17 protein-coding genes and 1 tRNA gene are annotated in these 23395 nt (G+C 37.6%); 4 read left to right on the top strand and 14 right to left on the bottom strand.

Annotated features, from left to right (window positions below):
• Nucleotides 1-59 precede the first annotated feature (59 nt).
• Entirely contained in the window at nt 60-1712 is a 1653-nt protein-coding gene (pafA, locus tag ACH3O9_RS10320) for an alkaline phosphatase PafA (RefSeq protein ID WP_416446667.1), read from the bottom strand.
• A 113-nt stretch (nt 1713-1825) separates the two neighbouring features.
• On the opposite strand from pafA, the gene ACH3O9_RS10315 reads away from it, so the two are divergent.
• Complete coding sequence (locus tag ACH3O9_RS10315) at nt 1826-2563, top strand: MlaE family ABC transporter permease (RefSeq protein WP_416440087.1); 738 nt, start codon at nt 1826-1828, stop codon at nt 2561-2563.
• A complete protein-coding gene (locus tag ACH3O9_RS10310; protein WP_416440085.1) occupies nt 2563-3333 on the top strand; it encodes an ABC transporter ATP-binding protein in 771 nt (256 codons plus the stop codon). Before ACH3O9_RS10315 ends, ACH3O9_RS10310 begins: the two co-directional genes overlap by 1 nt.
• On the opposite strand, the gene ACH3O9_RS10305 is transcribed toward ACH3O9_RS10310, so the two are convergent.
• The 10 genes from ACH3O9_RS10305 to porU form a co-directional block, all read right to left on the bottom strand.
• Complete coding sequence (locus ACH3O9_RS10305; RefSeq protein WP_416440083.1) at nt 3334-4764, bottom strand: DUF389 domain-containing protein; 1431 nt, start codon at nt 4762-4764, stop codon at nt 3334-3336.
• 3 nt (nt 4765-4767) lie between these two features.
• Entirely contained in the window at nt 4768-5871 is a 1104-nt protein-coding gene (locus ACH3O9_RS10300) for a mannose-1-phosphate guanylyltransferase (protein WP_416440081.1), read from the bottom strand.
• A 13-nt stretch (nt 5872-5884) separates the two neighbouring features.
• Complete coding sequence (locus ACH3O9_RS10295) at nt 5885-6478, bottom strand: SprT-like domain-containing protein (RefSeq protein ID WP_416440079.1); 594 nt, start codon at nt 6476-6478, stop codon at nt 5885-5887.
• 3 nt (nt 6479-6481) lie between these two features.
• Nucleotides 6482-7168, bottom strand: coding sequence for an SDR family NAD(P)-dependent oxidoreductase (locus ACH3O9_RS10290; RefSeq protein WP_416440077.1), 687 nt, complete (start codon nt 7166-7168; stop codon nt 6482-6484).
• Nucleotides 7161-8201, bottom strand: a complete 1041-nt coding sequence (locus tag ACH3O9_RS10285) for a M28 family metallopeptidase (RefSeq protein WP_416440074.1) — start codon at nt 8199-8201, stop codon at nt 7161-7163. The genes ACH3O9_RS10290 and ACH3O9_RS10285 overlap by 8 nt, the downstream gene beginning before the upstream one ends.
• A 65-nt stretch (nt 8202-8266) precedes the next feature.
• On the bottom strand, nt 8267-9997 hold the full coding sequence (locus ACH3O9_RS10280; RefSeq protein WP_416440072.1) for a pyruvate dehydrogenase complex dihydrolipoamide acetyltransferase: 1731 nt from the start codon (nt 9995-9997) through the stop codon (nt 8267-8269).
• A 2-nt stretch (nt 9998-9999) separates the two neighbouring features.
• Nucleotides 10000-11001 carry a pyruvate dehydrogenase (acetyl-transferring) E1 component subunit alpha gene (pdhA, locus tag ACH3O9_RS10275; protein ID WP_416440070.1) on the bottom strand — a complete coding sequence of 334 codons (1002 nt, stop codon included), beginning with the start codon at nt 10999-11001 and terminating at the stop codon, nt 10000-10002.
• A 105-nt stretch (nt 11002-11106) separates the two neighbouring features.
• Nucleotides 11107-11589, bottom strand: coding sequence for a cytidine deaminase (gene cdd, locus ACH3O9_RS10270; RefSeq protein ID WP_416440068.1), 483 nt, complete (start codon nt 11587-11589; stop codon nt 11107-11109).
• A 3-nt stretch (nt 11590-11592) separates the two neighbouring features.
• On the bottom strand, nt 11593-12753 hold the full coding sequence (gene porV, locus ACH3O9_RS10265; protein ID WP_416440066.1) for a type IX secretion system outer membrane channel protein PorV: 1161 nt from the start codon (nt 12751-12753) through the stop codon (nt 11593-11595).
• Nucleotides 12754-12793: 40 nt separating this feature from the next.
• Nucleotides 12794-16684 (bottom strand): type IX secretion system sortase PorU, encoded by a 3891-nt coding sequence (porU, locus tag ACH3O9_RS10260; protein ID WP_416440064.1) that lies wholly within the window; start codon nt 16682-16684, stop codon nt 12794-12796.
• Between the two features lie 214 nt (nt 16685-16898).
• Here porU and gldJ point away from each other — a divergent pair, with 214 nt between their 5' ends.
• The gene (gene gldJ, locus ACH3O9_RS10255; protein ID WP_416440062.1) at nt 16899-18593 is read left to right on the top strand and encodes a gliding motility lipoprotein GldJ; all 1695 of its coding nucleotides are present in this window, start codon (nt 16899-16901) and stop codon (nt 18591-18593) included.
• A 68-nt stretch (nt 18594-18661) separates the two neighbouring features.
• Nucleotides 18662-19945: a UDP-N-acetylmuramoyl-tripeptide--D-alanyl-D-alanine ligase gene (locus tag ACH3O9_RS10250; protein WP_416440060.1), complete on the top strand. Its 1284-nt coding sequence runs from the start codon at nt 18662-18664 to the stop codon at nt 19943-19945.
• Nucleotides 19946-20029: 84 nt separating this feature from the next.
• On the opposite strand, the gene ACH3O9_RS10245 is transcribed toward ACH3O9_RS10250, so the two are convergent.
• The 3 genes from ACH3O9_RS10245 to ACH3O9_RS10235 all read right to left on the bottom strand — a co-directional run bounded on the left by ACH3O9_RS10245 (nt 20030) and on the right by ACH3O9_RS10235 (nt 23391).
• Nucleotides 20030-21589 (bottom strand): hypothetical protein, encoded by a 1560-nt coding sequence (locus ACH3O9_RS10245; RefSeq protein WP_416440058.1) that lies wholly within the window; start codon nt 21587-21589, stop codon nt 20030-20032.
• Between the two features lie 198 nt (nt 21590-21787).
• Nucleotides 21788-21862: transfer RNA gene (locus tag ACH3O9_RS10240), tRNA-Val, on the bottom strand.
• A 107-nt stretch (nt 21863-21969) separates the two neighbouring features.
• Nucleotides 21970-23391, bottom strand: coding sequence for an adenylate/guanylate cyclase domain-containing protein (locus ACH3O9_RS10235; RefSeq protein WP_416440056.1), 1422 nt, complete (start codon nt 23389-23391; stop codon nt 21970-21972).
• Nucleotides 23392-23395 lie beyond the last annotated feature (4 nt).

Below are 23395 nucleotides of genomic sequence, written 5' to 3'. Positions count from 1 at the left end.
AATTATAAATACCAAGACCTACAAGGTTTTGAAAACCTTGCAGGTCTCTATTTCAAAGATTATTGTAAAACCTGAGTCAGAACTTTTCCTGTTGTTCCATTTGGGAATTCTATGTTTAAAAGCGCTGCAATGGTGGGTGCGATATCTGTAACATAAGTTTCGGTATATGTTTTACCGGCTTTTATTCCGTTACCGTAAAACAGTAAAGGCGCATGCGTGTCATAACTTAAAGCAGTACCGTGAGTAGAACCTTTTGCAGAATAGCTGATGTACGAAGGATCAAGAACTATAAAAATGTCACCGCTTCTCTTCTGGTTAAATCCTTTTTGTACCAAAGCAGCAGTACCATATTCATAATCAGTTTCCTGTAATTGCGCGCGCGTAAAAACCTTATCTACATGATCATATTGCAGTACAAAATTTGCAATATCTTTTTCCAACTTCTCTTCGTTTATATTATTTGCAGTGAGTGCAGTGTAACTAAAAAACACCTGATAGTTAGAAATATCTTCTATTAGATCATCCCGATTATATTTAGAAGCGACAAATTCACGTATTGCAGTTGATAATGCGCCGCTGTCAAAATAGCCTGCCGGTATCTTAAGACTGCTTAAATAACCCGGCACATTTACAGCACCGTGATCTGCAGTTAGAAATAAGGTATAATTGCCTTTGCCCACTTTCTCATCAAGTGCTTCAAGTAATTTTTTAAGTTCGAGATCAAGACGTATATAAGTATCTTCAACTTCTTTAGAATTCACACCAAAGTTGTGACCTACATAATCAGTCGCACTGTAGCTCACTGTTAGAAAATCTGTATCTGCATCTGTTCCCAGTTGCTCCCCATCTATTGCAGCCAGCGCAAAATCTGTAGTTAAACTGTTACCAAATGGAGTTAATTTTAAAATATCATAACCCCCATTACGTTTGTTCAATTTTGCAAGATCATAAGGGAAAGTTGCTTTTTCTTTACCATTAAAACCTTCTTCAAAATCGTTAAGATCAGGACCGCTTTCAGTATAGGTTTTTATGTCTGCATAAGTATCCCACGGCCGTATATAAGATTTTGCTTTCGCGGAAGCATTAAAATCCTGAACCCATTTAGGAAGTTCTTTCATGTAGTATGTACTGGTAATCCACCTGCCTTCATCTCTGCCATGAAACCAATAAGCGGCATTTGCGGTATGACCCGCTGGCAGAATTGCCCCACGATCTTTTAAAGAAACTCCAATTGTTTTACCGCGCATTTGAGTATGCACGCGATTTTGATCTGTTATCGTTGTGGTTTTCATGCGATGCGGTGACATTTTACCTGCAGCATCAGTAGTACCTACTGAAGCTACCGTACTGTCTTCTGCACAATACACTTGTTTCTTTTCAAACTTATTATACCAGTTATTTGATATGATACCATGATTTGCCGGCGTGGTTCCCGTAAATATAGAAGCATGACCGGGACCCGTATATGTGGGAATATAATTATAATGATTATTCTGGCAGTCGTAACCATCATTTATTAAACGATTAAAGCCTCCTTCTCCAAATTTATCACCAAACCTGCTTAAATAATCATATCGCATTTGATCTATCACAACACCAACCACCAATTTAGGTTTTGCCTGTGAATTTTGCGTTTGCGTCAAATTGACCTGAGCATTGGTTTGAATAGCTAAAAAAATGCTAAAAACAAGGGGAAGTAGTCTGCGTAACATAAAGGTATTTGTTTCTTTGCTCAAAAGTACGAGTTCTCTTGGGAAAAAGATTAAGCTAAAGTTAAATACTCTTGCCATCTATTTTTCATATTTTAGCCATTAAGAAAAAAGCTATGAGTTACCTAAAGGACATTGGCCTTTACTTTATAATGATTAAAGGTGTTTTTATCAAGCCTACCAAGTCATCTGTATTGCGCCAATTGATTTTGAAAGAAATAGATGACCTTATTATAGGATCTCTGGGTATAGTTGCTTTTATATCTTTTTTTGTAGGCGGTGTTGTGGCTATACAGACTGCGCTTAATATGGATAATCCTTTAATTCCTAAATCACTTATAGGTTTTGCTTCACGCCAGTCTATTATTTTAGAATTTGCACCCACGTTCATATCTATAATTATGGCTGGTAAAGTGGGTTCTTTTATTACTTCAAGTATAGGGACCATGCGCGTAACAGAGCAAATTGACGCTCTGGAGGTTATGGGTATCAATTCCCTAAACTACCTGGTACTGCCAAAAATTGTAGCCATGCTTTTTTATCCGTTTGTAATAGCTATATCTATGTTTTTAGGAATAATGGGGGGCTATATCGCTGGTGTTTATGGAGGTTTTACATCTGGCGACCAATTTATTAGCGGTCTTCAGGACGATTTTATACCCTTTCATCTCGTTTATGCCTTTATAAAGACCTTTGTATTTGCAATGATCTTAGCTACAATACCTGCATATCAGGGTTATTATATGCGTGGCGGCGCTCTTGAAGTAGGTAAGGCAAGCACCACATCTTTCGTATGGACGAGTGTGGCTATTATTCTTGCTAATTATATTATAACTCAACTACTCCTAAGCTAATGATAGAGGTACAGAATTTAAAGAAAGGCTTTGACGGGGAAATGATTCTTAAAGGGATTAGCACCACTTTTGAGAAAGGCAAGACTAATCTCATTATTGGGCAGAGTGGATCTGGTAAAACGGTATTCTTAAAATGTTTGCTTGGTCTTTTTAGACCTACTGAAGGCAAAATATTATATGATGGTGAGGCTTACTCTGAGCTTAACCCTGAAGATCAAAGAAAGCTAAGAGAGCAAATGGGAATGGTTTTTCAGGGAAGCGCCCTGTTTGATTCTATGACAGTAGAAGAGAATATTATGTTCCCTCTACGTATGTTTACTAAACTAAGAAAAACTGAAAGGCTTGATCGCGCTAACGAAGTTATAAAGCGCGTAAATCTTACTAACGCAAATAAGAAACTACCTTCTGAAATTTCTGGTGGAATGCAAAAACGAGTTGCAATAGCAAGAGCTATTGTAAATCATCCTAAATATCTTTTTTGTGATGAACCTAACTCAGGTCTCGATCCTCGTACGGCTACCTTAATAGATAATCTTATACAGGAAATCACTAAAGAGTATGATATCACGACCATGATTAATACTCATGACATGAACTCTGTTATGGAGATAGGTGAAAAAATTGTGTTCTTACAAAAAGGACATCTTGCCTGGGAAGGGACTAAAGATGAGATTTTTAGAACTGATAATGAAGATGTAACGAACTTCGTTTATTCTTCAGACCTTTTCAAAAAAGTAAGAGAATCACTTAATGAAAGTGCAGAAGAATAGTTAGTACTGAGACACTACAAGCGTATCAAGATTATACTTTAGTTTAAGCCACTCCCCTAATTTTCGCTGCTGAGTTGCTCTGTCATTTTGTGCAACTTCTTTATTCCATTTTACCAAAAATGTAGGGATTGTATCAGATTTTTTAAAATCGGTATTGACGATGTTTGAAAAACCAAATCTATCAATACCTTCATAATTTATCTTCACTTCTTTGCTCAGATTTTCAAAAGGAATTGCAGAAGCGCGCAGTTTATTTATCTCTTCTTCAAGTAATAAAATTTGTGAATTCTTATCAGAAAGCGCTTGTTGATTATTCACATACAGATCTTCAAGAATACCTGATTTTACCTGACTGCTTAACTGCTCTGCCATTGCAGAAGATTGATCTGAACCCTGATGTATTTTGAGATCCACATCTGCTAATTCTTGTGATTCTTTAAGTTCTCTTAACCATTCCTGAATCTTGTCCCGTGGCACTAAAGCTCCTATAAGGTAAACATCAATTTGTTTACTCTTGTAATCCTGCGAAAACTTAACTACCTCTGCGCCCTCATAGCGAATAATCGATTCGACAAATTGTTTGGTATCCTGCTCAAATACCTGTTGTTGTAGTAAATTCCAAAAAAGATACACACTGGGTACCATAACAATAATTGCAATTAATGAAGCAAGTTGAGCCGTGCGTTTTCTACGCTTAGAATTAGCATATTTAACTAACGGGAAACCTAATAATTTTGCTACAACGAAAGTAGAAAGTGCTATGAATACCGCATTAATTGAAAAAAGATATAAGGCACCCCCGGCGTAAGAGAAATCCCATACAGCAAGGCCATACCCAACTGTACAGAGTGGCGGCATTAAAGCCGTAGCGATTGCCACACCAAAAATTACACTGGCTATAGTTCCTTTTTTAGTTTTAGCAACAATCAACGCCAGACCACCAAAAATCGCCACTAAAACATCTAAAATCGTAGGATAGGTACGAGCTTCAAGTTCTGGTGTTAATTCGGTTAACGGTGAAACAGAAAAATATATAGTAGCAGTAAGCACACTGAGTACCACCATTACAGATAAATTGATAAGCGATCTTTTTAAAGTATCTAGATCATTAATAGCCACAGAAAGACCAACCCCCACAATAGGACCCATTAAAGGAGAAATAAGCATAGCGCCTATCACCACTGCTGTACTACTTACATTGAGCCCAATAGATGCAACAAAGATTGAAAATACAAGAATCCATGCATTGTGACCTTTAAAAGGAATATCCTTTTTAACAGCCTCAATTGTAGAATCACGATCAGTATCACTGCGGATATCAAGTAATTCTGAAAGAAAGCTTTTAATATTCTGCCACAGACTTTGAGCGTCTTTGGTAATATTATCCTTTACTTCAATTTCAGAATTTTTAGGGGAAGAATCGTGCTCCATATCTTAAACTAAATCTTGACCATATTGCTCTTTAACCAATTGTCTCATCTTTTTAACCTGCTGTTCCTGGCTTTTAGGCATGATCAATAACACATCATCGTTATCTACAACCACAAAGTCATTTAAACCATCAAGCACGACTACTTTATTCCTTTTGGTTCTAACCAAATTCCCCGAAGAGTGAGAGGCTACTACACGCGCATTAATTATCACATTAAGCTCGACATTCTTATCCATTTTATCGTAAAGAGATCCCCATGCACCCAGATCACTCCAGTCAAAACTTGCAGGTATAACTCCTACATTAGCGCTTTTTTCAAGAATCCCGTAGTCAATGCTTATATCTTCGGCATCAGGATAGAATTTATCAATAAAATCCTGTTCTTTTTCAGTATTTAGAACTTCAATTCCCTTACTAAAAAGAGCATACATATCGGGAATATATTTTTGAAAAGCCTCTGTAATTGCTTTTACACTCCAGATAAAAATACCTGCATTCCATAAATAATTACCTTGAGCCAGAAATTTCTGCGCAGTCTCATAATCTGGTTTTTCTGTAAATGCAGATACATGTTTTACCTTTTCTTCTCCGGTTTCGTAAGCTATATAACCATATCCTGTATGAGGAAAGGTGGGTTTAATACCCAAAGTAACCAGTAATTTGTCAGTTGTTTCATCCTTGTTTTGCGCCTTACACGCTTTAAAAGCCTTTTTTAAATCTTTCGCGAAAGCTTTCTCATCTTCTATCCAGTGATCGCTGGGTGCAACTATCATTGCCGCATCAGGGTTTACCTTTTGTATTTTTAAAGCAGCCAGCAGTATACAAGGCGCCGTATTACGCATTGCCGGCTCAAGTACAATGTTAGCATCTTTAATCTGTGGAATCTGCTCGTTAACTAAACCTTTGTAACGCTCATTAGTAAGAATAAGAATATTCTCTTCTGGAACCAATTGTGATATGCGACTGAATGTGCGCTGAATTAAGGTTTCTCCCGCACCCAGTATATCATGAAATTGTTTTGGAAATTCCATTGTACTTAAAGGCCAAAAGCGAGAGCCTACACCCCCAGCCATAATAACTGCGTAATAATTTTGGTTTTTAGTCATATCTTCTAGTATTCTAGATTAGTTCTACTTCTGCGTTAGGTTGAAATAAATAGATTTTCCCGGTAGCAGTCTCAGTACATTCAAATCGCTTCACACGTTTAGCTCCTTTTTTAAAAATCTTACCATTATAAATTCTAAAAAGGCTACCCTGAGGTATTTCAAATATAAAGTTTTTATCGTTCGCCGGGTCAAATTGTTTTAAAGCCAAAGAAAGTCTGGCATCTGTGTCGCTACTGGCTTTGGGGTTTTTAAAATGTCTGGCAAGATATGGAAGTATCTGCGACGGAAATATTTCCGGTCTTAAAAATGGCAGCATTAATTGCTGAAAAGTATGCTTCCACTCTGCCCCATGAGGCTTAATTCTGGCTCCGTATTTTTTAAAAGCAACCAGATGAGCTATTTCATGAATAAGGGTTATTAGAAATCTGTAAGAATTGAGATTAGTGTTGACCGTGATCTGGTGACCCCCATCTGGCAGACGCCTGTAATCACCATGCCTTGTCACTCTTTCATTAACTATCTTTAAATGGATTCCCAGATTTTTGATAAGTTCAAAAATTGGTTCTACTGCTTGATTAGGTATATAATTAGCAAGTACTTCCTTCATACATTAAGGTGTGGAAGCTGATACCTGAAGTACCTTTCCGTTATAGTATTTATTACCGGTTAAAGCAAAATCGCTTATATAATCTGCCATTTCTTCTGCCGTTAACGGGGCTTTATAACCCGGAAAAGCTTCTTCAAGCATTTCGGTTTGCACCGCTCCTAATGCCAGCGTATTAAATGCAATATTATTCTCTTTATATTCTTCTGCCAATAATTCAAATAATGTAATTACAGCACCTTTACTGGAGCTGTAAGCGGCCAGACCCGGAAATTTCATACTTCCCTGTATTCCACCCATACTGCTTACTGCAAGGACATGAGAATGTTGTTTTAAAAATGGCAACAACTCTCTTGTTAAAGCAGCTACCCCAAAAACATTCACCTCATAGATTCTTGCAAATTCTGATGAGCTAATTTCTTCAAAGGGTTTATTGAGTAATGCCCCGGCATTGTGAATTAATATGTCTACAGACTCCCATTTATTCTTAACAAACTGTACAACATCCTGTATATCACCTTCACAGGTAATATCAAAAGGAACGGCAACAACATTGGCTAGGTTCAATTTCTTAATAGGCTCGGCGTTTCTTGAAAGAGCGAGAACATTAAAACCTTGCTTACTAAACGTTTTAACCAACTCATAACCTATCCCTCTACTGGTTCCTGTGACAATAATATTCTTTTTACTCATTCCACTCAATTTCCTGTTGTGCGCTATTAACCATACCTTCTACACCCGGAATAAGATTATTGATCACTTTTGCCATAAATTCAAAATCCATTTTATCTGCTTCATCACCTACTTTATGATAATAGTCAAAATTTGTAAAATCGAAACTTGACACAGTCTGTGCCGGCATTTTGAAGGCTTCATAAAAGGAATAATTATCGCTGCGCTTAAACAGATTATATTGTTGTGCCTGCGGCAGAAAACCCATCACTTTACGACCTGAGTATTCATTGAATTTATCTGCCATATTTGAATTGTTATAACCAGTCAAATAAACCAGAAAATCCTTATTCTGCATAGGAACACCCATCATCTCTATATTAAACATTGTATAAAGATCCAGACCCTCATCTTTTAATCTCTGTGCTAAATGCTTTGACCCAAGAAGGCCCATTTCTTCCCCCGCATACAGTGTGAAGATCATACTGCGTTTATTATTTTTCGCTTTAGCGAAATATTTTGCTAGTTCTATCACAGCAGTCGTCCCAGAAGCATCGTCATTAGCGCCATTTGCGATCGTATCACCATCTACTGCTTCTGCAGTACCAATATGGTCATAGTGAGCTCCTATAATCACAAACTCATCCTTTAATTGTGGGTCTGTTCCCGGAATCATACCTACGATATTGAAGCCCTTTTTGCCTTTTGCATCAAAATCGTCTCTATAGGTCGAAAAATAGGGTTTTATACCACTTTTCTCAAACTGCTTAGTAATATATTCAGCAGCCTTCTCTATACCTTCACTTCCTGTTGCACGACCCTGAAGTTCATCTGAAGCTAGATAGGTGAGATGTTTTTTTACATCTGCAGATTTCACTATTTGCTTTACAGGTTGGCTTGATGGAGCTGATGAAGAAGTGCTAGATGCTGCAGCGGTTGAAACGGTATTCACATTAGATTGAGACGCGGCATTAGCATCAACTTCTTTTATTTCGCCTGAGCTGCCACAAGCAAATAGGCTTAATAACAAGCCGGAAAGGATTATTTTTTTCATTCTTCTAAGATAAAAAAATCCCATCGGTAGGCGATGGGATTTTTATTAAATTCTAGTACTTACTATTAAGCCAGCATTAAAACCGGATTCTCAATATACTTCTTCAGGGTTAGTAAAAATTCTGACCCAGTTGCCCCATCTACAGTTCTATGATCACAAGCTAGTGACAAGTTCATCGTGTGACCCACTACTATCTGACCGTTCTTAACAACAGGTTTTTCTATGATCGCACCTACTGAAAGTATAGCAGAATTAGGCTGATTTATAATTGAAGTGAAGTGCTTAATACCGTACATACCAAGATTAGAAATGGTAAAAGTACTGCCTTGCATTTCTTCGGGCTTTAATTTCTTATTACGTGCCTTGCCTGCTAGATCTTTCACTTCTGCATTGATCTGCTGAAGTGACTTTTCATTAGCAAAATTAACTACCGGCACTACAAGACCATCTGGTACCGCTACAGCAACACCCATATGAACATGATGATTAAGACGCATCTTATCACTAAACCATTGTGAGTTTACCTGAGGATGCTCTTTTAAAGCGAGCGCTGTAGCCTTTACCACCATATCGTTATAAGATATTTTCGTTTCTGGCAGCTGGTTGAATTGAGCACGGAAAGCCATAGCATTCTCCATATCAAATTCAACATTTAAATAGTAATGCGGTGCAGTGAATTTAGATTCACCCAGACGCTTAGCAATCACCTTACGCATTTGAGAATTGCTTATCTCATCATAACTTTCTTCACCTGTAGGAGCAAACTGTAAAGATGCACCACCGCCAGAAGGGGTGTAATTTTCTATATCGTGACGTACAATACGACCATTATCTCCAGAACCTTTTACTTTAGAAATATCTATACCTTTATCTTCAGCTAGTTTTTTTGCTAATGGTGACGCAAAAATTCTACCGTCTGCTGTTGAAGAAGACTTCGCCTCACCAGCCATTTTTGAAGAATCAGTTTCTTTATTCTTTAGTTCTTCTTTCTTTTCCTCTTTTTTAGACTCTTCTTTCTTAGTTTCTGGTTTTTCAGCCTTTTCCTCCGATTTTGACTCTTCTTTAACCGATTTTTTAGGTTCTGCCTTAGAAGCTCCTCCAGATTTAAAACTCTTTAATATACCTGAAACGTCTGTTCCCTCTTCGCCAATTATTGCGAGAAGTGAGTCTACTTTTGCAGATTCACCTTCTTGTATACCAATATGTAGAAGTGTTCCTTTGTAAAAAGATTCAAACTCCATCGTTGCTTTATCTGTCTCGATCTCAGCAAGAATTTCTCCTTCTTCTACCTTATCTCCCTCTTTTTTCAACCATGAAGCAACTGTTCCTTCCTCCATCGTATCACTTAGGCGAGGCATTTTTACTACTTCAACCCCTTCAGGAATTTCACCTTCAGATTCTTCACCGCTGCCCTCATCTTCAGACTCATCTACATCATCAGCACCTTCTCCAGATTCAGTTTCTTCTTCCGCTTCAGCGGTATCATCTTCTGCTTCTTCTTCCGCTTTAGAATCTTCAGAACTTTCATCGCCGTTTAACAGACCTGATATATCTTCACCTTCTTCGCCAATTATGGCCAGAAGAGCATCAACTTTAGCCGTTTCACCTTCTTGTATACCAATATGAAGCAGAGTTCCTTCATAAAAGGACTCAAACTCCATCGTTGCTTTATCTGTCTCTATTTCTGCCAGTATATCGCCTTCTGAAACCTTATCTCCCTTTTTCTTTAACCAGGAAGCTACTGTTCCTTCTTCCATTGTATCGCTTAGGCGGGGCATTTTTATTACTTCTGCCATAGTTATTCTGGTTTATGTGATAAGAATGGATAGTTTTCCTGATCGTAAACTACGTCATACATTAAACTTGTATCTGGAAAATCGCTTTCATCTGCGAACTTTTCGCATTCAGAAACCCGTTTTTTCACACGTTTATCAATATTCTTTATCTCTTCTTCGCTTGCAAAACTTTTCTCTAGAAGTATCTCTTTAACCTGAGTTATAGGATCAATTTTTTGATATTCTGCAACCTCTTCTTTTGTTCTGTATTTTTGAGCATCACTCATTGAGTGGCCACGATAACGGTAAGTTTTCATCTCTAAAAACGTAGGCCCGTCACCTCTTCTTGCCCGCGCAATAGCTTCATCTAAAGCTTCTGCAACCGCCTGAGGATTCATAGCATCAACCGGGCCGCATGGCATTTCATAACCAAGACCAAGTTTCCAGATATCTTCATGGTTTGCAGTACGCTTAACAGACGTCCCCATCGCATAACCATTGTTTTCTACACAGAAAACAACAGGAAGCTTCCAGGTCATCGCCATGTTAAAAGTCTCGTGAAGTGAACCTTGACGAGCAGCACCGTCACCAAAAAAGGTGAGAGTTACTGCATCTCTTTTAAAATATTTATCTGCAAAAGCAAGACCCGCACCTAAAGGTATTTGACCACCTACGATACCATGACCACCGTAAAAACGATGCTCTTTAGAAAAGATATGCATAGAACCTCCCAAACCTTGAGAAGTACCGGTTTTCTTTCCATATAATTCTGCCATTACACGTTTAGGATCAACTCCCATACCTATAGGCTGAACGTGGTTTCTATAAGCAGTGATCATCTTATCTTTAGACAGATCCATCGCATGCAGAGCACCAGCAAGAATAGCTTCCTGACCATTGTATAAATGGAGAAAACCTCTTACTTTTTGCTGTATATATACTTGTGCTAATTTGTCTTCAAACTTTCGCCAGAAGAGCATTTCTTCATACCAGTTAAGGTATACATCTTTGGTAATTTCTTTCATCAAACTTGGTTTATCGATACACCATGACGCTCAAAAAAAGCGAATAACAAAAATAGCATAAACAATAAGAATCCTGAAAGCGTTTCCTAAAAAATAAATAAAAGCTTACAAGTAGTCCTGAGTAAACAATAATGGAAGAAGATTCTCCAGTGAATGGCTTTTTAATACCTTACCAGATTCACCCATAAAATACAATTTAATAGGCTTCTTTTGCTTAACCTCATATTCTGCTATTGCCTGTCTGCAGGCACCGCAAGGTGGTATGGGAGTCAATGTGGGTTTATTTTTAGCTTTCGCTGAAATGGCGATCGTATCAATATTTACATTGGGATAATTTGCACCCGCATAATAAATAGCTGTACGTTCTGCACACAAACCTGAAGGATAAGAAGCATTTTCCTGATTACTACCTTTTACCACTTCACCATTTTCAAGAAGAATGGCGGCACCTACATGAAATTCTGAATAGGGAGCGTAGGCATTATCGCGAGCTTCAAATGCAGCACTCATAAGTGATTGAATCTCTGCCGAAAGTTCATCTAAACTATCATAAACTTCCAGATCTGACTCAATTTTAATTTTTTTCATAGGCTAGTATTCGGTGTATTCGTCTCCAAACCCAAAGGTAATACCAAAACGAAGTGTATTCTCTAATGGATTTCTCACATTTGAAGTTGAGAACAAATATGATACATCTATATCTATTGTAGTGTATTTAAAGCCCAGACCTAAGGTTGCAAATTTCCTGCTTCCTTTCATATCGCTCTCATTAAAGTAACCTGTACGCAGTGAGAAAGCGTCGTTGTAAACATATTCTGCACCTAAAGACCAGGTAACCTCTTTTATCTCTTCACTAAAACCGTCCTGAGCATCACCAAATGATTTAAATATCCCGTTAAAGAAACCTATATCATTATAAAGCTGCGCATCCTCAGTGTCATAAACTCCGTCACCATTAAGATCACCCGGAGAAGGAACTAGTAGTTTATTAAATTCTAAACCTACATTTATTGTATTATACGGGTCAAGTATAAAATCAAAACCACCACCTAATCTTAAGTTAGTGGGAATAAAATTTTCCTGACCTGCATCGTCATATTTTATTTTTGGCCCAATGTTAGAAATATTGAAACCTGCATGCCATCTCCCGTCAAAATCATTGTAAACAATAGCTTCAGATTGATAATAACCAGCAATATCTACCCCAAAAGATCCTGCTGCTGAAGCATCTCCGTTAGTATCCGGAATCCTTAAATCACTGCGTAAATAACGACCGGCTACAGCCATAGAGAATTGATCGCTTAAACGTAATGAATAAGAAAGGTCAAAAGTAAATTCATTAGGTTTTTCTGTAATCCCTAATTCGTCTGCTGTTTGTCTTAATTCTACTTCACCAAGGCTAAAATATCTGAAACTCGCTCCTACAGCACTTCTTTCATTAAGCCTGTTATAATAGGTAAGTTGACCAAGAAATATATCATTAACTAATTGACTCAAATAAGGAGTATAGTTTACACCCACGCCTTGCGACTGCTCAATAAAAGCATATTTTGCGGGATTCCACTGTTGTGAATATGCGTCTGGGCTGGTGGCGACACCCTGCTCACCCATACCTGCAGAACGAGCATCTGCGGCTATTAATAAAAAGGGAACTCCTGTTGTTATTACTCTGCTTTCCTGATTATCCTGCGCATTAATTGCATTGCTTCCAAAAATAGCAGCAAGAGTAACAAATAGAATAGATTTTCTCATTTTCAAGTATAGGACTTTAAACAAATATATATTTTAATGATTACAGGATGACCAGTTTCTCAAATTTTTCAACCTGCTTATTGGTTAACGTAGATTTTACGGTAATCTTATATACATAAACACCTTTACCAATTCTATCACCAAAGTCATCGCGACCATCCCAGGTTATCTCTCGTGATAGAAAGCCAGAGGTCACAATATTCTGATTTATAGTTTTAACAACTTTACCACTTACGGTAAAAATCTGCACTTGTACATCAAGCGGTTCAAAAGGTCTATTATGGTTAAACCAAAATTCAGTATAATTTACAAAAGGATTGGGATAATTAAGAACATTTTCTAATTCTATATCATCATCACCGGCAACCACAAACTGAAGATCAACGGTAGAAGAATTGTTATACGTATCCCACGCTTTAATGGTAACCGTATGCAAACCCGGCTCGAGATCTCTTAATTTACGTAACGCAGTACCTAAAGAGAAGTTATCTACATCACTCTCATAAAAATCATTAAGTATAATAGGATTTGTCTCATCGCCGTCAAGAATAGCAACAAGATCATGACCTATCCCGCTCGAGGTATTTATCCCGTTTACATCTTCCAGTTTAACTAAAAGAAAGGGTGATGTGTTTGTAATACCGCCATTAACAAAGCTCTCATCATTCATATAGGCTTTAATAATGGGTCCTTCATTATCTTCTGGGGCGTTTTCATTTAAACCTCCCACGATTATCTCATTATTTACTCCCGTATTATCCTCCAGCACTCCTTCTCTTTCTGAATAAAAACTAATTCTTCCATTTCCGTAGGGAATAGTGGCATCTTTTGGAACAACAAAATCAAAACTAAATTTTCCATTATTTACAGATGCCTGGCCGCGATAAAGAATATTTCCTAAAGTTTGAAAATCGAGTATTAACAATTCACCATTTGATCCTGTTGTACCGTCATTACCCAAAGTTTGCCTGTCTATATTCTTATCATATATAGTGGCTGCCAACGTACCTGTATAATCTGAAAGCAAATTCCCTTCAGGGCTTACTACTTCACCTGTTATGTTAACTCGTCCTAACGCTTTAAGCGTATCTATACTTTGTGTGATAGGAATTTCATTTATAGCAGTTAATCTTATATCCGGTTTCGCAAAAGCGAGCTTCATGGCAGGATCACCTATATAGAAAATAACGCGGCGTTTAGAATCACTGATCCTATTTTTAGTTTCTCGCAAATTCTCTGCAACGCTTCGTATATCGTTTGTGCCATACGCAAAAAGATTAGCGGCTAGTCGCTCATTAAAAGTCACACCCAGACTTACTGATATTTCACGCGTAGTTGCCACTAAACCTACAGCACCACCGTTAGCATTCCAGAATAACTCCTCGCCGGCCGCAGGCCGGGTTGGGTTATCAAAGCGTGTAAATTCACAGGTTACCGTTACTATTACCGGCAGGCGCTCTTCATTATTGAGATTCTGTACATTCTGTCTGGTAAAAATATATTCTGAAGCAAGAGCATCTTCCCCACCATGACCCAGATACGTTACCACAAGAGCACCCACTTCTATAGCGTCTGATATCGCATCATTTACCTGCGGGTAACGATCACCACCAGCAGATGACTGCTGCTCATAGCTGTCGCTGTGTATTTTTATAACATTTACAAATGGTTTTTCCTCATGAATTCTATCTCCTAATCTATCTAGAGTAGTTTGCAATTCTGTATGTTCCCATGCAAAATCTACATCGTCTGAGATCAACACAAAATTATTGCGCCATCTCCCGTAAGATGTTCGCGTGTCATAATTAATTATTTTATCTACAACTTCATTTGCCAGCTGTGGATTATCTGCCAGAATGCGACCTATTGCAATATCAAGCATATCTGAACCACCACTTCCCGCAGGGCTGCTACCTTCAAGAATACCTTCACCGGGATCTAAACACCCGTAAAAGTCATCGCTCATAAAACTTTGCGATTCAGAAAAGCTGTAGTATGTATTAAATGTGGGTATTATATTATTATTTCCCGAAATTCTGTCTTTATAATCTATAGAAGTATCCCCAAAAAGACAGAGATATTTAAGTCTGTTTTCAGGAGTGGACGCATTATCATATACGTAGCGTACAAAATTGCGAATGGCGCCTATATCTTCGGTTCCTGAATTGAACTCATTATATATTTCGCGCAGCGTAACTAGTTTTACATTTAGATTTCTATAATCTCTATTGTGCTGGGCTAATTTTTCTGCCTGACCTTTTAAAAGGTCTGAAGTGATCATTAAATAATCTACATCTTCAAAGCCATTTGCACCATTAAAGATCGTCCCTTTTAGATTTTGATTAGCGACCCTGGTATTTCCATTTTCAATTAAAGGCTCGTAAAAGTCATTGGGATCTATAGCCACATAATTACGCAAAAACCCCAGTTGAGCTTTAAAGCTTATTGTAGATGAACTTTCTGTATTGTTTACATAAGTAACAGATGAAGGATTTGTAACATCCCAAATCTGTGTGAATTGAGCCGCATCACTTACTGTGTACTCACCTATACCTATAGAACTGGCAGAACTATTTTTATGAAAAGCCAATTGCGTTCCCGCTCCTTTAAGTTCGCGCACCGCCTCTAAAGCAATAAAATCAAGATAACCCACACTAGAAGGATCGCCGTTATTTAGGTAATTTAGACCGATATCTACCGCAGAACTACCGATTTTTACAGGGGGATAATTTGACTGACTTTTAAAAGTATCGTAAAAATTATTTCTTGCCAGAACAGCATCAGTTATTGGCGCAAGCTCAATTGTTCCCCCGGATTGATTATTTAGTGTAAACTCAAAAGAAGTTTGAGAATCTGAAATTGCTGCCACGTATATTCTAACCTTCACAGGTTCTGACTGTATTAGATTAGGAAAGTTAAACTTAAAATGCTGCTCGTTGTCAAAATCAAAGCGCTCACCAAACCATCTCCTGCCCAGCCGCAAAAGATTCTCTGTATCTACCTCATGAAACTGATAATCATCAAAAGTAGTTATGGCTTCTGTGGCATTAGCTTCAGGCTGCTGCATGGGCGCTATTCGCTTTCCCGCAGAACCGCTGGCAGTTATAAAATAATATGACCTGTCGTCATATGCATTCACGTGCGTTTCACTTTCAGCATTATAAACACGGGTGCCTTCCCCATAGAATAAAACATAATCTTCATTATCAAAAGAACCATCTTCACCGCCCACGACCTCAATTGCAAGTTCACGCGGATCAAAAAGTGTATTATCTTCATTTTTTAGCGGGAGCATCGCCCCACCGTTACCATAGATCTTGATCGTTTCGGGATTGATCGCATTTACGTTCATCCCGAGATCGTTTAAAAAACGACGATCTATTTTAAATACGCCGGTAGTGTCTACATAGAATTTATAAAAATCTCCGCTCGCCAGCACAGAATTAGACTTTGGAATATCATCTATTAATGTTGCGGTTCTTTGCTGCGCTGTGGCTGCCAAACCATAGTTTACTGTAAAAGCTGTCACCCTTTTATAAATGCCGTTGTCATTAAATATGGGAGAAAGAGACACAGTGGCAAAAGTTTCACCTCTGGCTATTGATTTAGTAATATTAAAATCGGCCGTTTTAGGTATAAAATCGGGATTTAGGTCCTTTAATTCGGAAGTAGAAATCGTTTCATAGCTAATTTCAGAAATGCTGGCGCCTTTTGGCGAAAAATTATGAGTCTCCTTCCATTGATTATAATAGCGTATTCCTTCACTTTCAGAATATGAAAAATTCTCGGCATCAAAACCGGGAACTTCCACACGCTTTTCTGATGTTGAAACATTTACAGCATCCTTCCACACTATCGTAAACCGTTTATTCTGGCTGTAAGCACTTATAACAAAGACACAGGTGAGAATGAAAACAAGAGCTTTTTTCATCTATCTTTTAACGCAGTTCATTTTTAGAAAGTATAAATGTAGTATTTCAGATTTTGATAAAAAGACAATAATAAAGAAAGATTTGCAGCGTTAGTTAAGTGCTAAACGCTATAATATACTAAATTAGCGGTTTGTATGCAGCAATATCAAGTTGTAAATTAGACTGTATTGACTATATTGCAGACCCAAATTTGCTATAAATAACTTAATAAACATGAAGAAAAACTTTGTGAACAGAACTCTTGTTACTGCGCTTGCAGCACTCACACTCGCATCTTGTGGGAAGAGCAACGACTACAAGAATACTTCTCGTGCCACTGGGTGGAATATTGATGGTAGAGACGGTGGTTTTAAAGCCGCTACAGACTATCAGGAGCAGCCTAATGCGCCAGGCCTTGTCTTTATTGAAGGTGGTACTTTTACAATGGGTCGTGTACAGGATGATGTTATGCATGACTGGAATAACACCCCTACTCAACAACATGTACAGTCTTTTTACATGGATGAGACCGAGGTTACAAACCTAATGTACCTTCAATATCTGGATTATCTTAAGAAGGTATATCCTCCAGAAGAAAGCAAATACAGAAACATTTATTATGGTGCGCTTCCTGATACTTTAGTGTGGCGTAACCGTCTTGGTTTTAATGAGACCATGACAGAAAACTATCTGCGCCATCCTGCGTATGCTAATTACCCGGTTGTAGGGGTTAGCTGGATACAGGCAGTAGAATTTAGTAAATGGAGAACAGACAGATATAATGAGTTGATCCTTGAACAAAAAGGCTACACTGCTAAAGGTGCTAAAAATGATTACGATGCAGAATCTACTTTTAGTACTAACACGTATTTAAATGCTCCCAGCTTAACATATGGTGGTCAGGATGAATTAATACGTGGTGGTAGAGAGTCTGAAAGAAGAGAGAAAAACAATACTCCACGCGCAAGTAATGACAATCCAGATGCTTCTACAGAAGCTACAGATATTTATGTGAGACGTGAAGACGGTATTCTTTCTCCAGGTTTTTATAGATTACCTACAGAAGCAGAATGGGAATATGCGGCACTTGGCTTAAGTGATCTTAGAGAATACAACGTATATCGTGGTCGTAAAAAATATCCATGGGACGGTGCTTACACACGTTCTGGCGATAGAAAAGACCGTGGAGATCAATTAGCCAACTTTAAACAAGGTAATGGTGATTACGGTGGTATAGCCGGGTGGTCTGATGATAATGCAGATATTACTGCTGAAATAAAATCATATGCACCTAACGATTACGGACTTTATGATATGGCCGGAAACGTTTCAGAATGGGTGGCAGATGTTTACAGACCAATCGTAGATGATGAGTTTAACGACTTTAACTACTACCGGGGTAACGTTTACACGAAAAATGCCATAAATCCTGACGGAACTGTAAAAGTCGTTACAACAGATGATATCGTTTACGACACCCTTGAAAATGGTAAAATTGTAGCACGTAACCTTCCTGGTGAGATCTTACAAGTTCCTGTTGATGAAAATGACACTTACCTAAGAACACAGTTCTCACAGAGTGATAACCGTGATTACAGAGATGGAGACAAACAATCTTCACGCTATTACCAGAGCTTTGCAGACGCATCTTCTGATGAAGATCGTATGTACGACTCTCCCATAAATAAAGTAGAAGCAGATAGCGTAGGCACATTAAAAGAATATGATAAGAGCAACACAAGAACGACACTTATCGATAATGAAGTGCGCGTTTACAAAGGTGGCTCATGGAGAGATCGTGAATATTGGTTAGATCCTGCACAACGCAGATACCTGCCACAGATCATGGCTACAGACGATATAGGTTTTAGAAATGCGATGTCAAGAGTAGGTTCTAAATCAAGAGGCAAGAAAAAAGCCCGCAACTAATAAAAAGATTTTATAATTTTAAATGCCCTATTGCAATCGCATAGGGCATTTTTTGTATCATAATAGCAATGAACATTCAAGATCTACATTCACTCTTTTTAAAAAGTACAGGAGTTTCTACAGACACCAGAAAAATAGAAACTGGTAATATTTTTTTCGCTCTAAAGGGCGAAAATTTCAACGGTAACATTTACGCAAATAAGGCATTAGAAGCTGGTGCAGCCTGGGCAATAGTTGATGAAAAAGAATACGCTCAGAACGATAGAACGGTTTTAGTTGACGATTGTCTTAAAACTTTACAAAACCTCGCAAAACACCATAGAAATCGGTTAAAAACGCCAATTATCGCACTCACCGGTAGTAACGGAAAAACCACCACAAAAGAGCTAATAAACGCTGTTTTAAGTCAAAAATTCAGCACTGTTTCAACACTTGGTAACTTAAATAATCATATTGGGGTTCCACTCACTTTGCTGCGCTTGACCCAAAAAACTGAGATTGGTATTATTGAAATGGGCGCTAACCATTTAAAGGAGATAGAACAACTGGCAGAAATAGCCGCACCAGATTATGGCTACATCACAAATTTTGGCAAAGCGCATTTAGAAGGTTTTGGCAGCAAAGAAGGTGTGATTAAAGGCAAAAGCGAACTCTACGCTTACTTAAAATCTAATAACAAGACTTTGTTTATCAATAGTGATGACCCTATACAGTTAAAAGAAACCTATAGCAACACGTTTACCTTTGGCACAAAAGCAGGTAATGATATTGTGATTAAATATGTTGATGCAAATCCATATGCAGCGATAGATGTCAAGTCGCATTTAATAGAAAGTAATCTCATAGGCTCATACAACGCCACAAATATAGCCGCAGCGGTCGCTATAGGCAATTATTTTGAAGTACCGGCAGAAGCTATTCATAAAGCAATAGCAGAATATACTCCCACAAACAACAGGTCTCAAATTATTCAAAAAGGAAATAATACAATTATTCTTGACGCTTACAATGCAAACCCTACAAGTATGCAGGCAGCCTTGCAGAATTTCGCGAAGCTAAAATCAGGTTATAAAACTGTGATTTTAGGAGATATGTTTGAACTGGGGTCTGCTGCAGAAGAAGAGCATGAGGCAATAGTAGAACTGGCTATTTCAATGAATTTTGATAAGATAATTTTGCTTGGGAGCAACTTTTATAAAGTCCAAAAAACTGCTTCAAATATGGAGAAATATGACACATACACCGATTTTTCATCCAGAGTAAATAAAGAAACTTTAATTAAAAACTCAGGTCATATTCTAATTAAAGGCTCACGTGGTATGGCTCTAGAACGTGTTTTAGATTTGCTCTAAAATTAAAATTTTTAAGTCAATATTGTCATCGAAACACTCTGAAACCTTGTCGAGGGATTCTATTTCTAAAAATTCCTTATATAATTAACGATTGGTTGTGTTCACGAGCAACCATTCACTGCTTAAATCAAATTTTTTAAAAGTAGCTACTTCCTTAGATGATAGTACAAGTTTCCCACCTGGTATATCTATGTTTCCTTTATCATTTATTGTAAGGGTTCCATTCCCTAAAGCAACTATTGTAATTTCGCTTCCTGTCATATGCTTACTACTAATTATAGATAACTCTTTATCTCCCGTATTAACCATAACACTAGTAAGATTTTTTATATTAAGTGACCCATCTGCAGCGATCGCCATCTGCTGGGTTATACCTTTCGTTTTTAATTTCCCACTCCCTGTGTTGTTAAATTGACTTATTCCGTTATGATTCACCCCCCAAATTATAAAATCATGAGCGCCACAAAAGTAATTATTGGTTATTGATGCACTCGAATTATTTACATATACCCCGTATCCAGTATCCTTTCCATCGCTAGCGCTATTAGCAAAACGAACTTGGTCAACAGTTATATTACTAGCAGAGTTCACAATCTTTATGCCTCTATGCAAATTCTCAAAATAACCACTTATATGTACATTCTGTGCCCTGTCTATCTCAACTCCTAAATCTGCATTTTGAACAGTCAGCAGATTAAAATGTAATGTATATGGTGTCGTGTCTGTCAAAGGCTCACCATTTTTGAATTCTCGACCAATATAAATATCAGTAGATTTATTTTCTTTACCAGTCATCCATGAAGACAACTGTCCTTCAACCACAACATTATTAAAGTCCATTTGCCCATTTTTACCTATTACAGTTACAGCATTATTTTGACCTGCTGATCTAAAGAAATGACATTGATTAAAGCTTATAAACTGATTAACTAAATCACCATTTCTCAAACCTAGTTGTGCCTGCATATATAAAGGAGAGCTATCAAAACCTTTCACGGTTATATAGCTAAAAGTAGAATACCACATGCCCCCATGGTATGGATAATAGTCACTCTCTGAAGCAGATAAATACAAACCTTTTTGCCCACTATTCCTCTCACCTATCCCTTGAAATGTAAGATTAGAAATCTGAAGCCGCTGTACAGGACCATTATCCAGCCTAACAAACCAATCTAAATCTGAATCGGCGGCTTCAAGAACACTTTCATGCTCTGACAGACCTACGTAATTAACATCTGAATATATAACCACACTATCGAGTATAAATTTTTTAGGCGGTATAATTACGGTTCGGTTACCTTTCTTAGCAGCCTTAACAGCAGCATTCCATGCAATTTGATCATTTTGATCATCGTTTCCTACTGCTCCGAATGCTTCGATATCTAAACCCACATTTTTAAACGTTTCTAAAGATTCATCATGATATGAAGAATTATCCTTTGCAGCATATATTTCATCACTTTGAGCCGATTTTAAGCTCTGGGGGCGGGTTTTTAATTCGCTTATAGATTTATATGGAGTTTCCTGATAAGCTAAAGTAGGGGCAGTTTTCGCTTTAAGCGAAATTGTAGCTACTGCTGCGAAATTTAATCCGCTGCTCAAAAGGAAAATTAGAATGAATATAGAATTAAGAATGCTTCTCATGTTTTAGGATCAAATGTGTGGTAAGCTAATTGAAATTATCTTCAAATAAATAACCTGCTAAACAAGTATAATCATATTGAATAACTTACAAAAAGATAAAATGGTATATAATGAAAACTCTTATAGCTATATTTTGTCTCCTTAAAACAAAAAACCCCATACAAGTCTTTGACTAATAAGGGAGTTTTGAAATTTAAGTGGGTCATACTGGATTCGAACCAGTGACTTCCACGTTGTCGACGTGACACTCTGAACCAACTGAGTTAATGACCCTTTGCTAAAGCTAGAAAAGTGCAGGACACATGCACTAATTAGTGTACAAGGCTGTAAATATAATTGCAGAAATACCAAGTCTACAAGAAAAATTTTAATTAATATTTTTATATTCTTGAATACACAAAATACATCCCTATTTCTCCTTTTCCCTTAACCTGAATTTTGCCACGATATTCAAATTCAAAGTCATCACAGTCTTTGATAAGGTCATAGGTAGAAGTAGAAATATTTACTTTTTCCATTTGGCTATAGCTCTCCATTCGCGAAGCGGTATTAACTGTATCTCCCCAGATATCGTATTGAAATTTAGTTAAACCAACAATCCCGGCTACGACGTCGCCCGTATTAATCCCTACACGCATACGGTAAAACGTATCTTCAGCACCAGATTCTCCTCCTTTTTTCTTTACGTATGCCTGCATCTCAATAGCTGCTTTTACTATATTTATACAGGCTTCTTTTGTATTTCCTCCCATTCCGCCGGCAGCCATATACGCATCTCCTATTGTTTTTATTTTCTCCAGATCATACCTTTCGATAATTCTGTCAAATTTGGTAAAACAATCCTGAAGCCGCGAGACCAGTTCCTGAGCCTCCATATTCTGGGCATATTGTGTAAAATTGACAAAATCTGTAAAAACTATGGTAACATTAGTAAGTGATTGCGCATTAGACTGACCATTTTCTTTGAGCTCATTTGCAATTTGCAGAGGTAAAATATTGAGCAAAAGTCGGTCTGATTTTACTTTTTCCTTTTCCAGTTCATGTCTGCTGTTCTCTATATCTCTGGTACGCTCAAAAACTTTAGCTTCAAGCTCTTTATTGTAATTATCAAGTTTTTGATTGGCTTTTTCTAGATTAGCATACAAATGAAAATTAGAAACTGCCGCCTTTATAAAGCCGCCCATAACATCAAAAAGCTCCAAATCTCCAGGCAATAATGGTGGATAAAATGGTCGCGCCTCTTTCTCTCTTCCCGCAATAAGCCAACCTTCTATGCCCGCTCTTGTTTTTATAGGCGTACCAACAAGATAGGGTAATAGCAATCGCTCACATAATTCTTTATGATGCTCTTCTTTTTTAGTTGCCTTATTGAATAACAAATGTGGATCATCAAGAGCGTTTATTAACGAAAAATCAAAAGGTTGCTTGAGGTTTCGGCGAGACTCGTCCTTAGTGTAGCCCAAGTGATAATTGACGAAAAATGAATTGGCTTTATCACGCCAAAGCACAACCGCACGATCCATTTTTAAGCGGGTAAGAATAAGTTGTAGCGTAGAATTATGAAAATCATCAAGATTAAACTGAGCACCTATAATATCATGGAGTCTTTTAAGAATATCATAACCTATTTTCTTTTGCTCAAGATCTCTTTTTAATAGAATCACTTGAGTGTCTACCATAATATTATGACCAGCCACCTCATCAGAAAGACCTTTGTAATAATTAAGCGCTCTTTCAATTTTCAGAATATCTGCCTTTAAATTTTCTTCTTGTGGCCCTAAAATGTCCTCCCTATTCTTCACTTTT

The organism is Leeuwenhoekiella sp. A16, from assembly GCF_047946675.1.
GTDB lineage: Bacteria > Bacteroidota > Bacteroidia > Flavobacteriales > Flavobacteriaceae > Leeuwenhoekiella.
Note: the sequence above shows the minus strand (reverse complement) of the source record. Positions and strands in the feature narration are given on the sequence as shown.

What these genes read in the sequence shown, in the direction of transcription:
- porU (WP_416440064.1), bottom strand. Translation starts at nt 16,684, where the DNA reads ATGAAAAAAGCTCTTGTTTTCATTCTCACCTGTGTCTTTGTTATAAGT.
- ACH3O9_RS10300 (WP_416440081.1), bottom strand. Translation starts at nt 5,871, where the DNA reads ATGACTAAAAACCAAAATTATTACGCAGTTATTATGGCTGGGGGTGTA.
- ACH3O9_RS10295 (WP_416440079.1), bottom strand. Translation starts at nt 6,478, where the DNA reads ATGAAGGAAGTACTTGCTAATTATATACCTAATCAAGCAGTAGAACCA.
- pafA (WP_416446667.1), bottom strand. Translation starts at nt 1,712, where the DNA reads ATGTTACGCAGACTACTTCCCCTTGTTTTTAGCATTTTTTTAGCTATT.
- ACH3O9_RS10305 (WP_416440083.1), bottom strand. Translation starts at nt 4,764, where the DNA reads ATGGAGCACGATTCTTCCCCTAAAAATTCTGAAATTGAAGTAAAGGAT.
- cdd (WP_416440068.1), bottom strand. Translation starts at nt 11,589, where the DNA reads ATGAAAAAAATTAAAATTGAGTCAGATCTGGAAGTTTATGATAGTTTA.
- ACH3O9_RS10245 (WP_416440058.1), bottom strand. Translation starts at nt 21,589, where the DNA reads ATGAGAAGCATTCTTAATTCTATATTCATTCTAATTTTCCTTTTGAGC.
- ACH3O9_RS10250 (WP_416440060.1), top strand. Translation starts at nt 18,662, where the DNA reads ATGAACATTCAAGATCTACATTCACTCTTTTTAAAAAGTACAGGAGTT.
- pdhA (WP_416440070.1), bottom strand. Translation starts at nt 11,001, where the DNA reads ATGAAAGAAATTACCAAAGATGTATACCTTAACTGGTATGAAGAAATG.
- ACH3O9_RS10315 (WP_416440087.1), top strand. Translation starts at nt 1,826, where the DNA reads ATGAGTTACCTAAAGGACATTGGCCTTTACTTTATAATGATTAAAGGT.
- porV (WP_416440066.1), bottom strand. Translation starts at nt 12,753, where the DNA reads ATGAGAAAATCTATTCTATTTGTTACTCTTGCTGCTATTTTTGGAAGC.
- ACH3O9_RS10290 (WP_416440077.1), bottom strand. Translation starts at nt 7,168, where the DNA reads ATGAGTAAAAAGAATATTATTGTCACAGGAACCAGTAGAGGGATAGGT.
- ACH3O9_RS10310 (WP_416440085.1), top strand. Translation starts at nt 2,563, where the DNA reads ATGATAGAGGTACAGAATTTAAAGAAAGGCTTTGACGGGGAAATGATT.
- ACH3O9_RS10280 (WP_416440072.1), bottom strand. Translation starts at nt 9,997, where the DNA reads ATGGCAGAAGTAATAAAAATGCCCCGCCTAAGCGATACAATGGAAGAA.
- gldJ (WP_416440062.1), top strand. Translation starts at nt 16,899, where the DNA reads ATGAAGAAAAACTTTGTGAACAGAACTCTTGTTACTGCGCTTGCAGCA.
- ACH3O9_RS10285 (WP_416440074.1), bottom strand. Translation starts at nt 8,201, where the DNA reads ATGAAAAAAATAATCCTTTCCGGCTTGTTATTAAGCCTATTTGCTTGT.